The sequence below is a fragment of the Paenarthrobacter sp. AB444 genome, from assembly GCF_028736865.1.
Classification (GTDB): Bacteria; Actinomycetota; Actinomycetes; order Actinomycetales; family Micrococcaceae; genus Arthrobacter; species Arthrobacter nicotinovorans_B.
Genome location: NZ_JAQZBY010000002.1, coordinates 185,146 through 197,830 on the forward strand (window position 1 = coordinate 185,146; position 12,685 = coordinate 197,830).

Annotated in this window: 8 protein-coding genes; 1 reads left to right on the forward strand and 7 read right to left on the reverse strand. The window is 63.8% G+C overall.

Going from position 1 to position 12,685, the window contains the following annotated elements; genetic code table 11:
• The first annotated feature begins 27 nt into the window (after positions 1 to 27).
• On the forward strand, positions 28 to 699 hold the full coding sequence (locus PQ627_RS04290; RefSeq protein WP_274258717.1) for a phosphatase PAP2 family protein: 672 nt from the start codon (positions 28 to 30) through the stop codon (positions 697 to 699).
• On the opposite strand, the gene PQ627_RS04295 is transcribed toward PQ627_RS04290, so the two are convergent.
• The 7 genes from PQ627_RS04295 to PQ627_RS04325 all read right to left on the reverse strand — a co-directional run bounded on the left by PQ627_RS04295 (position 677) and on the right by PQ627_RS04325 (position 12,600).
• Positions 677 to 1,861: an MFS transporter gene (locus PQ627_RS04295; protein ID WP_274258719.1), complete on the reverse strand. Its 1,185-nt coding sequence runs from the start codon at positions 1,859 to 1,861 to the stop codon at positions 677 to 679. The genes PQ627_RS04290 and PQ627_RS04295 overlap by 23 nt on opposite strands.
• On the reverse strand, positions 1,858 to 2,625 hold the full coding sequence (locus tag PQ627_RS04300; RefSeq protein ID WP_274258720.1) for a DeoR/GlpR family DNA-binding transcription regulator: 768 nt from the start codon (positions 2,623 to 2,625) through the stop codon (positions 1,858 to 1,860). The genes PQ627_RS04295 and PQ627_RS04300 overlap by 4 nt, the downstream gene beginning before the upstream one ends.
• 164 nt (positions 2,626 to 2,789) lie before the next feature.
• Positions 2,790 to 4,472, reverse strand: a complete 1,683-nt coding sequence (locus tag PQ627_RS04305; protein ID WP_274258723.1) for an ABC-F family ATP-binding cassette domain-containing protein — start codon at positions 4,470 to 4,472, stop codon at positions 2,790 to 2,792.
• Between the two features lie 43 nt (positions 4,473 to 4,515).
• The gene (locus PQ627_RS04310; protein WP_274258725.1) at positions 4,516 to 6,510 is read right to left on the reverse strand and encodes a penicillin-binding transpeptidase domain-containing protein; all 1,995 of its coding nucleotides are present in this window, start codon (positions 6,508 to 6,510) and stop codon (positions 4,516 to 4,518) included.
• Positions 6,511 to 6,624: 114 nt separating this feature from the next.
• Positions 6,625 to 10,473, reverse strand: coding sequence for an NPCBM/NEW2 domain-containing protein (locus tag PQ627_RS04315; protein WP_274258726.1), 3,849 nt, complete (start codon positions 10,471 to 10,473; stop codon positions 6,625 to 6,627).
• Positions 10,474 to 10,666: 193 nt separating this feature from the next.
• On the reverse strand, positions 10,667 to 11,323 hold the full coding sequence (locus PQ627_RS04320; RefSeq protein ID WP_144660306.1) for a response regulator: 657 nt from the start codon (positions 11,321 to 11,323) through the stop codon (positions 10,667 to 10,669).
• Positions 11,320 to 12,600: a sensor histidine kinase gene (locus PQ627_RS04325; RefSeq protein ID WP_274258729.1), complete on the reverse strand. Its 1,281-nt coding sequence runs from the start codon at positions 12,598 to 12,600 to the stop codon at positions 11,320 to 11,322. Before PQ627_RS04325 ends, PQ627_RS04320 begins: the two co-directional genes overlap by 4 nt.
• Positions 12,601 to 12,685 lie beyond the last annotated feature (85 nt).

A 12,685-nucleotide genomic window follows, 5' to 3' on the forward strand; every position in this document is an offset into this window, starting at 1 on the left:
GAAGGCCGCCATGGCTACGATGAATTGATGATTCGCGTCCTGACCCCACGGCCGCGGCCGGACTGGCAGCTCGTTGTCCCCGGAGTACTGCTCTTGTGCGGCTTCCTGGTCCCGGCTGCCATGCTCCTGCTCGGACAAGGAGAGCCCGCCTTCAACAGCGCTGACACGTGGTGGCAGGCTTTCGCGTTCACCTTGCACACGCCTTTTTGGGATGGTGTGAACGCAGTTCTTAACCTGGTGGGCTACGTGGGAATGCTCGTGTGCCACGGGCTGCTGGCCATCGCACTGCTGATCTCGAAGCGGCCCGTAACGGCAGCATTCGTAGTGGTAACTGGTGTCACCGCCCTGGCCCTGACGCAGCTGGCCAAAGCCGTGGTGGGCAGGGCACGTCCAGAAGGCGCGAAAGTCCTCACGGACACCGGTTCATACCCGTCTGGGCATGTATCCGCCACTACCGCATTGTTGGTTGTATTGGCCCTCCTGATGGGGCGGTGGTGGATGACTGCGTTGGCGGCTTTCGGAATCCTGGCGATGATGATCAGCCGGACGTACCTGTCTGCCCACTGGTTGAGCGATGTGCTGGGCGGGGCATGTCTCGCCGCAGGTATCGCGCTCTTGATGTGGTGGCGCTTTAGGAACATATGCATTCAAGAGAATGCGTCGACTGGCAGCAGGCCTACTTGGCGGGCAAGGGCTTAGCGACGCCGGCAAGCAGGAGGGCGATCATGATAGGCACGCCAATGGCCAGCAGCGCCAGATGGATCCCGGTGTGGTCACCGAGGTAGCCCAACAACGGAGGACCCGCCAGGAACGCGACGTATCCGATGGTGGAGACCACGGAAACCCGTGCTGCAGCATGCTGGGGATCATCGGCGGCTGCTGACATGCCCATCGGGAAGGCCAGCGCCGCGCCAACACCCCACAGCGCTGCGCCAACGCCGGCGAGGATTACGTTGCCGGCGAAGACGAACAGTGCCAGGCCCACTGCCGCTGCGGCCATGCTGGCGCGAAGAACCGCCACCCGGCCAAACTTGTCGATCGCCTTGCCGCCGAGGAAGCGCATGACGGTCATCGCGAGGACAAAGAGGGCGAAAAGCAACGCACCAGTGGATTCCGAGGAACCCAATCCATCCACCGCCGCCTTGGCAATCCAGTCATTGCCCGCACCCTCGGTGAGGGTCGCGCCCAAAACGACGACGCCGATGAGCAGCGTCCTGCCGTCCCGCCACGCCGCCGTGCCCTTGGGAGCCGGGGCGCCGCCGTCGTGAATTTCCGCTGCCTCGTGCGGGAGGAAGAACCTGGGGACAGTCAGCGCGAGGGTGACGGCGATGGCGGCGATAACCAGCAAGTGCTCGGGAAGGCCCACTCCCAGTTGGGAGAGCCCAGCGCCAATGAGCGCGCCCACGAAGGCACCACCACTGAAAGCGGCGTGGAATTGCGGCATGATGGTCCGCTCAAGCCGGTGTTCAACGTCCGCGCCTTCGATGTTCTGGGCGACGTCCCACAGGCCAATGCCTATGCCGAAGAAGAACAGTGCGATCGCCGTCGCAGGTACCGACGCGGCAATGAGCGAGAAAGCTATCGCCACACCGGCGGCGCCGGCCACGATCCCGGCAACACGGACAGTGTTCGCAGTGCCGATCCTTCCAACCACCCAGCCCGCCGACGGCAGCGCCAACAGCGATCCGATCGCCGTGCACAGCAGAAGTGTGCCCATCTGTCCGGATGTCAGGCTGAGTGCCTCGGTGACTGCGGGGATGCGGGCGGCCCAACTGGCGAAGACCAAGCCGTTCATGCCGAAGATAAGGAACGTCGCCACGGCTGCGGCGTTGACGTTGGTGCTTCTGGTGTTGGTGGTCATGCAATCACAACTTCCACAGAGAGTTTGTTGAGTCGGGCAAAGTCTTCGGGGGATGGTTCGCGGTCTGTCACGATGACGTCCACGAACTCCATGGCGGCAACCAAGGCCCTCGCATTGCCACCCCATTTGCTGCCGGAGGCCGCCACGACCACCCGCGCGGCGGACTCGAGACCGGCGCGCTTAATTGCGGCGTCATCGAGGTCGTGGGCGAGGATTCCGTCCTTCAGGTTGAGCGCACAGGGGGTCACGACGGCGGTGTCGAACCTCAGTGAGCGAACGTTGGCTTCCGCCATGGGTCCCCTGAATGACTGCTCACCTGCGGTGAGCGTGCCGCCGGGGAGGATGAGTTCCGGGGCACGGCCGTCCTTGTTTTGTGTCAGCGCCTCGACGCTGTGGAGGGACATGGGCATCAGGGTCAGCTCCCGGTTGCTGAGCCGGCGTGCGATCTCCGTTGCTGTTGACCCGCTGTCCAGCCAGACGTGTTCGCGGTCCTGGATCAGCCTGTCGATAGCTGCGGCGATGCGCTTCTTGGCCTCGTGGTCTTCTAGCTCGCGTTGCCCATACCCCGGGTTCTCGCCGCGGGCCAGGAGACTGCGGGCGCCTCCGTGCACGCGCTTGAGCACTCCATTGGCCGCGAGGATCTCAAGGTCCCGGCGGATAGTGGCGCCTGAAGCCCCGGTCGCGGAGACCAGTTGGTCAACAGTTACTTCTTCTTGCCCGCGCAGCAGCTCGCCGATCAGCCGGTGGCGGTCAGTAGTTCCCATGGTTCTACCGTAGCAGGGCGGTGATCAGTTAATCATTGTGTGTGATCAAATGCGCACTCACCCTCTCTCACATCCCCCTGCCTTCCCGCGAACGCTCCTGCAGCGCACCCGGGGATGTGAGCGAGGGTCCGGCGCAAGCGTGGGGGATGTGAGCGAGCGTCGGGTTACCGGGCGCGCTCCACCCGCTTCTCGTCCCACACCGGCTCTTCGGATTCGTAGACCTTGCCGTCGGAACCAAAGATCAGGAAGCGGTCGAAGGACTTGGCAAACCAGCGGTCGTGCGTGACTGCCAAGACCGTGCCCTCGAACGCATCAATGGCCCGCTCCAAGGCCTCGCCCGAATGGAGGTCCAGGTTGTCCGTCGGCTCGTCGAGCAGCAGGAGCGTGGCGCCTGAAAGCTGAAGCAGCAGGATCTGGAACCGGGCCTGCTGGCCACCGGACAAGGACTCGTATTTCTGCTCCGACTGACCAGCCAAACCATAGGAATCGAGAGCTCCGGCAGCCGCTTCCCGCGGAAGACCCGAGCGGTGTTCGTCGCCGCGGTGCAGGATCTCCAACAGGGTGCGGCCCAGGAGGTCGGGACGGACGTGGGTCTGCGCAAAGAATCCGGGGCGGATACGGGCGCCAAGCTTTACCGTCCCCTCGTGCGGAACCTCAGCAATAACGACGTCGGACACCGGCAGGTGCTCGCGCTCCGGGTCGGTGCCGCCGGTGGCGAGCAGACGCAGGAAGTGGCTCTTGCCGGAACCGTTGGAGCCCAGCACGCCCACACGGTCGCCGAACCAGATCTCGGTGGAGAAAGGCTTCATGAGACCCGTAAGTTCCAGCTTTTCAGCCACCACGGCACGCTTGGCAGTCCTGCCACCCTTGAGGCGCATCTTCACGTTCTGCTCGATCGGCAGCGCCTCGGGAGGGCCAGCCTCCAGGAACTTGGCCAGTCGGGTCTGGGCTGCCTGGTAGCGGTTGGCCATGTCGGAACGGAAGGCGGCCTTGTTCTTGTACATGTTGACGAGTTCTTTGAGCTTGATGTGCTCCTCGTCCCAGCGTTTGCGCAGTTCTTCAAACCGCGCGTTCCGGTCGGCCCGGGCTTCCACGTAGGAGCCGAAACCGCCACCGTGGATCCAGGCACCTGCACCGTTGATTCCGGGCTCAAGTGTCACGATGCGACCGGCCGCGTTGTTGAGCAGCTCCCGGTCGTGGCTGATGAACAGCACTGTTTTCTTGGACTCGTTGAGCTTGGATTCGAGCCAGCGCTTGCCGGGGACATCGAGGTAGTTATCCGGTTCGTCCAGGAGCAGCAGCTCATCCGGACCGGCGAAGAGCGCTTCCAGCACCAGGCGCTTCTGCTCGCCACCAGACAGCGTCGAAGCACGGCGGAACTGCGCCTTGTCGAAGGAAATCCCGAGCGCGGCCATGCAGACCTCGTCCCATACGGTCTCGACGTCGTATCCACCGGCGTCACCCCAGTCCACGATCGCCTGGGCGTACTTCATCTGCGTGGGCTCGTCGTCGTGCTCCATCATGGCCAGTTCGGCTTCTTCCACCGCCTTGGCGGCCGCCGCAAGTCCGGCCTGCGCCGTGGAGACGAGGAGGTCGCGGACGGTCGATTCGTCTCGGACCTGCCCGACGAACTGCCGCATGATGCCCATGTTCCCGGAGCGGCCCACGGCCCCTTCATCGGGGGTGAGGTCCCCGGCGATGATCTTGAACAGGGTGGTCTTGCCGGTACCGTTGGGCCCGATCAGCGCCGTCTTGGTGCCGTCGGGGACCTTGAAGGTCACACCGTTGAGCAGCTGGGTGCCGTCGGAGAGGAAGTAGTCGATGCCGGAAACGTCAATATGGGCCACGTTTCAATCCTCCCACGGGCGGGCCCGCCGGGCAGAGCCGGTGTCAGCCTGCTGCGGTGAGGAACGATTTCAACAGCGGCCCGCTGGTGGTGGCGCCCAATCCGCCGTCCTCAACGAACACAGCGACCGCAAGATCACCGTGGGTGGCAACAATCCAGGCGTGGGTCTTGGGCGGGTTGTCGTTGCCGAATTCAGCCGTTCCAGTCTTCGCACCGACCGGGGCGCCCGGCACCGAGGCCAGGAATCCGGCATGTCCGGACGTCACTACAGCCCGCATCATGTCGGCCAGCGAAGCAGCCTCCGCCTTGGTGATCGGCTTGGTTGAGGCCGGCGAAGCGGGGAGCGCACTGGCCGTGGAAGAGTCCGACGACGGCGTGGCGGAGCCACTGTCGGTGGGCGTTGCACTGGTGGTTGCGCCGCCGGATGCCGTAGCCGGCACTGCGTCCGCGTTGAGGACAAGCTGGGGCGAAACAGGGGCACCGTTGGCAACAGACGCTGCCATGACGGCGGCCGAAAGCGGGGAGAAGAGCACTTTGCCCTGGCCAATCATGGAGGCGGCGTGTTCCGTGCCCTCGGCAGCACCGGGGACGGAGCCAAGGAAGGCATCTGCACCCAGTTTGGGAGCCTCGACGGCTACACCGAGGGCTTGGGCTGCCGACTCCAACTGGTCCTGGCTTACGGTGTCGCGGGCATTGATGAATGCGGTGTTGCAGGAGTGCGCAAAGGCATCCCGCAGGGCCACGGATCCCAGCGAGCTCTCGGGGTAGCCCTCGGCGTTCTTGAAGGTACGTCCGTCAACCGTTACCGTGGGTGGGCACTCGACCTTCATGTCGGGAGTGGCCCCGTTCCGGAACATTGCCAGGGAATCGACCATTTTGAAGGTGGAACCCGGAGCGTACTGTCCCAGCATCGCCGTGTTGTAGCCGTTGCTGCCGGGTCCGGACGCGGCGGCAAGCACAGCACCCGTGGAGGGCCTCACTGCGACGATGGCCGATGCCGGGCCCACACCGGCAAGTGTCTCCTCGGCCAGCTGCTGCAGTTTCAGGTCGAGAGTTGTCTTGAGCGTGGTGCCAGGTGCGGGAAGGGATGAGAAGAACACCTTGGTCCCCGGGGTCTCACCTTCCGTCTTGGCCTTGGCGCTGGCAATGACCTCTACACCGTCTTTGCCACGCAGGAGGTTGTCGTACTTCTGCTGCAAACCGCCCGTTCCAGTGGTGTCACCGGCGCGGAGTGCACCGTTGGATTTCTCGATCTGCTCGGCACTGGCCTGCCCGACGCTTCCGAGGAGTGCCCGCGCAAAGGTCCGTGTTGGTGCGAGGGCCATGGAGTCCAGGATGCTCGAACCGCCTGGGATGGCCTCAATCTTTGCTTCGGTAATCTCCGGTGTATAGGCGCGGAGAACCAGGCCTTCCACGAATGCCTGCGGGCCGGAAGCGGCTACCTGCTTGGCATATTCTTCGACGTCCAGTCCCAGCAGGGCGGCCATGGCGCGCGCGGAGGCGTCAGCCTGTTCTGCAGGAACCTTGGTCTTGTCGATGCCCACCCGGAACACCGGGCGGTCCTCGACTATCGGGGCATCGCCGGCGCCGAGGATCTGGCCGCGCTGGGCGGGAACGGTTTTGACGGAGAGCGTCTCACCGTCGGAAAGTTCAGGGGCGAGCAAAGCCGGGCTCCACTGCACCGCCCACTTATCGCCGGACTTCTTCAAGGTGGCCTGCGAGCTGTACTCCCACTTGGCCGACCCGATGTTCCAGCTGTACTTAAGGGGAAAAGTGGCGGTGCCGCCGTCGAGCTTCACCTCACCGGATTCAACCGAGGGCTTGGCGTCGAGGCCTTCGAACACGGCTTTCAGTTCATCGTTGGCCGCGGCAGCGTCCTTGCCGTCAACGGCGAGCTGACCGACGTCGAGCGCTGCCAGGGAGGATGCGAGCTGCTTGGCCGCACCTTCCGCGCCGGAACGGCCGTCGTCGCAGGCGGCCAGTGAGCCTGCCATGACGATAGCGGCCAGGCCAATAATAAAAGTACGTGTTTTCCCCATTTGCCACATTATGCCCCCTTCCCCTGACAGTTTCTTGTTGTGCCCGGGAAGCGGACGGCCACCGCCTGCCACCCCTGAAGGATGCGGCAAGCGGCGGCCGTCGTCACTATCGCTCTAGGGCGCGCAGGTGAACTTCGCATCACCCCAGACACCGTGTGCGCCATTGATGGAGCCGGACGGATCCACCACCAACTCCACATATGCCGCACCGGTCAAGTCAATGGACATGGACTCCGGAGCGAATCCCGGCGTGTACGTCCGCGACTGGTACTTGTTCACGCCGTCGGCGTTGACCTTGAAGATGATGTTGCCGCCAAAGCCGCTCTCCAGGCCCACTTGTGAGGTGAACGAGGTGCACTTGCCGCCCAGGTAGTACGTGATTTTGGAGGCAGCGTGGACACCGAGACCCTTGGTGAAAACTGGCTGCTGGCCGGTCGCAGGATCGGTGTAGTTGATGGCCAGCGGCTTGTCCGGGGAGGAAGCCGAGTCCTTGTTGGCCACGTTCTTGCCAATCACCCCGTAACCGTTCAAAGCCTGGACCCACGGTGTTTCCGAGGCATAAACGTTCCCGTGCGGAACGTCCGGCAACGGCTGCGAGGTGACTTTCCAATCGAAGAACTTCACCCGGGTGTCAGTGGGCAGCGTGACCGATACAAGCTCCTTGGTGGGGTTCAGCCGGACCGTGTTCGAAAACGCCTGATACTTGTATTGCGTGTATTCCGGGGACGGTCCGTTGGCGTTGTTGCGACCCTGTTCGGACACCGCGAGCGTGGCGCCGTTCAGCACCGAGGGCTGCAACCAGTTGGGAAAGAAAATGGACTGCTTGTCTATGCTTCCATCGGAATATGTCAGCGTCAGCACTGCGCTTGTGCCGTTGCCAACGGCAGCCGAGCCCAAGACAGCCAGGTGCGTGCCCTTACCCTTTACTGCGATGGTCTGCGCGGACAGTGCCACGGAATTGGGGACATCCGGTCCCACCGCCGGCCACGTGTAATCGACCTGCGTTGGCTTGCCGGCGTCGACGGTCACTGTGCTGCCCGGCCTGACGCCACCCGCCGGTACCGTAGCGGCAGCCAACTGCTCGGCAGCGAAGGTAGCACCTCCACCATCGAAGTTTCCGAGCGCCTTGCCCGCGACCGTGGTGACCGAAACGGTGTTGTACGCCGCGGCCAAGGAGCCGTAGGCGACATAGATCTGGTTGCCACCGGTCACCGTTTGGTTCGAGCCGGACGCACTGTACGACGCCGACACCCGCACAGTCTGCTGGCCCGCCTTCGCGCTGGAGCCGGGTTTGATGACGAAAGTGGCACTGGTTGTGGCTCCGCCTTCCACCTTGGCCGCCGTTGCACCGGAGGACGAGACGACCGTCCAGCCCTCGGGAAGAACCGGTGTGAGGACTACATTGCTCTTGGCTTTGATTCCTGTGTTCACGAATGCCGTGGTGACCGTTGTTTCCTGATCCTGGAAGACCTGCTGACCGGTGGTGACGCGTACTTCCGCCGCGGTGTCTTCCTGGCTCTTGCCGCCCAGCGGACCCGCCTGCTGGAGTTGGACTGTTGCGGACTGGTTGGACGCGATTGAGCCGGTCTTCACCCAAATGGTGCCGTTGTTGGCCTCATCGAAGAACCAGCCGGTGGTTGCAGCGGCGTATTCAGCCTGGGTGGCGTGCTGGGCGAGTTTGGTACCGCCAATCTTCACGTCCTTGGGTGCGGCGCCGGCGTGCACCTTCAGCTCGTAGGGGCGGGCTGCGGCCTTGCCCGTGTACTCGCCCTTCCTTTCACCGATGGACACCTTGACGCTGCTGTTGCCCGTACCGGGAGCGTCCACGGAGAAGAGCTGGCTTGAGGATTTGCCGTCCTTAAACTCGCGGGTGACCTTGTCATCCTCGTAAAGGGTGAAGGTGTCCTGGCCCTTGGCGTAGACGTCCAAGGTGATCATGGAATCTGCCGGGACCAGGGACGCATTCCGGGCCACGATGCCTTGCGGGATCACCGCTCCGGCGCGAACGAACACCGGCAGCTTGTCCAGGGGTGCGTTGTAGCCGTTGAGGATCTGGCCGCCCTGGTAGAGCTTGCCGGTCCAGTAATCCACCCACTGCTGACCGGCTGGGAGGAAGATGCCGTTGCGGACGTCGGTCTGGGTAAAGACGGGAGCCACCAGGAAGTCCGAGCCGAGCATGAACTGGTTGTTGGCTTCGGCGCCGTAAGACCATTTCTGGTCGGGGAACTCGAGGGCCATGGAGCGCATCATCGAAACGCCCGTCGTGGAGGATTCCTGCGCCAGCGTATAGATGAAGGGCATAAGCTGCTGGCGCAGTTGCAGGTAGTGGCGGTTGATGGCCGTAGCTTCGTCACCGTAGAGCCATGGACGCTTGTCCGTAGCAGCCCAGCCGGACATGGAGTAGAGGGCCGGAGCGAAGGCCTTCCACTGGAGATCGCGGACGTAGGACTCAGGGGACCCTCCAAAGATCCCGTCGACATCGCCCGTGGTGAACACCAGACCCGAGTTGCCGGCGCCGGTGAGGGCCGAAACCTGCCAGCGAACGGCGTCGAGATTTCCTGAATGGTCGCCCGTCCACTGCATGCCGCACCGCTGGGAGCCAGCCCAGCCTTCCACCATCAGCGAGGTGCCGCGGGCATTCGAGTACTGCTCGATGCCGCCGTGCGCCGCTTCGCAACCTGTGAGTGCCTGACGGTAGCCTTGGCCGACCCACGCGACGTCCAGCTTGCGGAGCCTGACGCCGGCCTCACCCACTTCGTATTCCTGGTTGGTCAGGGAACGCTGCGTCCAGAGGCCAACTTTGAGGTCGGTTTCATCCTCAATGTTGCTCACGGTTTCCGGGAGTTGTTGGTACTCACAGCCATAGCCGTCGTTGACCAGCATCCAACCGGCTGGCATGTCGTTCTCCACGAACTTCCGGGCGGTTTTGATCGCGTCCGGGGTGCGCTGCTTGGCCCCATCCGGATCTCCGAAGCCGGAGGATGAGTAGCCCGGGTTTGAGCGGTTGTAGCAGTCCGCATCACCGTATTCCAGGGCGTACACCGGGGGCATCATCGGTTTGCCGGTCAGCGTGGTGTACGCCCCCAAGGACTGCTTGTAGTCACCCACGAAGTAGTAGGCGTCAAAGCGCTTTTCTTCATGCGTAGTAGTTGGCTGGTCCTTGAAGTCGTAGGAACCGCGGGCGAACGTGTTGCGCAGCACGCCATAGCCCAGGGAGGACATGTAGTACGGCACGGCGTTGGGGTACCCGTCGTCGTCCCAGTCGAAGTTCCTGGCGATGTTGATCAGGGCGCCGGTGTGGACGGAACGGCCGTTCTGCATGCCGCCACCGATGAATTGCTCGCCGTCGTGCTGCTTGAGGTGTTGCGTGGCAGAGTTCGCGCCAAAGGTGATGGGAGCTGACTCCTCCAGAACCACGGAGCCGTCAGCCCGGGCGACGCGGAACTGGGTGGTGGCCTTGTTGATCTGCAGGCTGATCTTCGCGGTTTTCAGCGTGAGGGTTTCGCCGTCTGTGACTGTGGGCGCCGTGCCGGGGAACTTGTCCTTGCCCACAACGATGTTGGCCGTCCTGGCCGGGTCGCCTTGATCCGTGTTGGCCGGGTCCGTGAATTTTCCGCTGGGATCGGCTTCCACCCGGAAGTTGGAGTCGTCCAGGAACGTCACGCGGATGGCGCCTTTTTCGGTAGCGAGGTCGACGGCGTTGCCGGACTGGGTGAAACCCGTCACCGCCCCGAGGGGTACTCCAGCTGCGTCGACGGGGACTTCCGGGGTGACGGGTTTGATCGCGGCCGGGTCGCCGGGGGCGGCGTTCGCACCGGCGGCAAACGTGAGGGCGGGGATGGTTCCTGCGAGGAGCAGCGAGGCTAGGCCTAGTGAGGCGGCCTTCGTGCTGAGCGAGCCTTTTCTGGCGCGTCCGGAGCTGTTGGGCGCAGCTCCGGGCAGACCCGTGGAGGGTGCGGACATGTGAGCCAACTTTCGAAGAGTGACAATTTGTGATCTAACTCATAGCGAAACGTGCACTAATCGTCACTGCTTGGAGGCCAAAGGTCAACCGTTTCACCAAAATTGGCACCCAACTAGGGGACAGCAAACGCTCTAATAGGGGCTCATTGGGACGTTTACTGTCCCCTACTTGGGTGAGCAGGGGTGCGGCTAATCAGTGCCCGCGGATGATCCGGCGCTGGGTTGCTGCAGCGATAGCCGCAGTACGGTTGTCCACCCCGAGCTTCGAATAAATGTGGACCAAATGTGTCTTTACGGTGGCTTCGGAAATGAAGAGCTGCTTGGCCATGGCCCGATTGCTCATCCCTGTGGCAAGCAACTCCAAGAGCTGGACTTCTCTGGCGCTGAGAACCGGCGAAGGGTTCCTGATCCGCCCCATCAATCTGGCCGCGACTTCGGGCGCCAAGGCTGTCTGGCCCGCAGCGGCGGACAGGACGGCCTGCCGGATCTGTTCCGGGGGCGCATCCTTGAGCATGTACCCACTGGCCCCGGCCTCCACAGCGGCGAGGATGTCGGCGTCGGTATCGTACGTGGTCAGAATCAGGACCGGCGGCGGGGGAGTTCCGGCCTCCCCGGCCTTGATCTTTTCCGTGGCTGTCACTCCGTCCATTCCACTGCCCATCTGCAGATCCATCAGCACCAGATCCACGGGCTCCCCAAGCGTATGGAGCCTGCTCAACTCGGCCAGCGCAGCGTCACCGTCTGCAGCCTCAGCCACCACGAGTACGCCTGGAAAATCGCTCAACATGGCACGCAGCCCAGCCCTGACCACCGGATGATCGTCAACCAGCAGAACCCGGATGTCGCTCATTCCGCCTCCTCCCCGCTCGGCAGCGGCAGGCGGATGGCCACCACTGTCCCCTCACCTGGCGCCGACTCGAGGTCCAGTGTGCCATCCAGTGCGGCCAGCCGTTCGCGCAGGCTCAGAAGCCCGACGCCGGTGCCGTCGCCGCGTGCTGTACCGTCCGCCGTCGTCGGTTCAAAGCCGACGCCGTCGTCGAAAACATCCAGTGTCACCTCACTGCCAAGGAACGACAGGGTCACGACGGCGGCACGCGCCTTGGCGTGCGCCCACACGTTCGCGAGGGAAGCTTGGGCAGCCCGGAGCAGGGTGGTTTGGTAAGTGTTCGGGAGTTCCACAGGGGTGCCCACCACCTCAAACCGGCATCGCAACGCCGTTCCACGGGCGGCCGCCTCGGTTTCGGTCTTCTCACAGAGCCGCCGCAGCGTATCCACCAGGCCGGACTGTTCAAGATCGGGCGACCGCAGCCCTCGTACGAAACTGCGGGCCTCGGACAGGTTGGCCGATGCCGTGTCCTGCACAATCCTGAGCCGCTCCTTCGCGGTCTCCACATCGCCGCTGTCAAGGGCTTTCTCGGCGGAGCGGCCCATGAGGACGATGCTGGAAAAGCCTTGCGCCAAGGTGTCGTGGATTTCGCGGGCGAGCCGTTCGCGCTCGGCGAGCATGCCGGCGTCGTGCTGTGTTTTGGCGAGTTCGTCGCGCGTACGGCGCAGTTCCTCGGCGACCAGACGCTGGTTCTCGGCTTCCAGGAACAGGGCCCGGTAAGCGAGTCCGGTGACCACCGCGAATGCCGCCCCGAACACGGGTCCCAGCACCATCGCGAGCTGCAGGCCGCCGTCGGCAGTTCCCCTGCTGTGGAACCACAGGGCACCCACCAACAAGGCGGTGCTCACCGCGATGGCCGGCAATGCCAGGCGCCGCGGAAGCAGATGCAGCTGCAGGAAGAACAGAGGGAAGGCCACCCAGGCGAAGTCACCACTGACCAGGAGCAGTAGCAGCCAGAGCGCCATGACCGCAACCAGCCACCAGAGCGCGTAGGGCCCTGGGTTGAACCTGGAGGGATCGCTTGCGTGCCGCTTCTCCAGCACGGTTCCTGCGAGGTACACCAAGGCCAGCAATGCGGAAAGGCCCAAACCGGCGCTCACGGCAACCGGGGAAGGCGCTCCTGTGGGGCCGGCGCCGGCCAGCAACCGGACGATCGCCACCAGCAACAGCACCGCGAATCCGACGTGCAGGCTCACGCGGAGGACGCGGAGGATCGTGGCGGAACCGGTGGGGGACTGCATGCCTTCCAGCGTATCCCCGGCCCTCCGCCCAAAGGCCCGAAGTCCCTGCTCCAAGGCCCGAATCAACCATTCGGTTGATTCCCCT

Coding starts and splice junctions, on each gene's coding strand:
- PQ627_RS04310 (WP_274258725.1), bottom strand. CDS start 6,510: ATGGGGAAAACACGTACTTTTATTATTGGCCTGGCCGCTATCGTCATG.
- PQ627_RS04315 (WP_274258726.1), bottom strand. CDS start 10,473: ATGTCCGCACCCTCCACGGGTCTGCCCGGAGCTGCGCCCAACAGCTCC.
- PQ627_RS04320 (WP_144660306.1), bottom strand. CDS start 11,323: ATGAGCGACATCCGGGTTCTGCTGGTTGACGATCATCCGGTGGTCAGG.
- PQ627_RS04325 (WP_274258729.1), bottom strand. CDS start 12,600: ATGCAGTCCCCCACCGGTTCCGCCACGATCCTCCGCGTCCTCCGCGTG.
- PQ627_RS04300 (WP_274258720.1), bottom strand. CDS start 2,625: ATGGGAACTACTGACCGCCACCGGCTGATCGGCGAGCTGCTGCGCGGG.
- PQ627_RS04295 (WP_274258719.1), bottom strand. CDS start 1,861: ATGACCACCAACACCAGAAGCACCAACGTCAACGCCGCAGCCGTGGCG.
- PQ627_RS04290 (WP_274258717.1), top strand. CDS start 28: ATGATTCGCGTCCTGACCCCACGGCCGCGGCCGGACTGGCAGCTCGTT.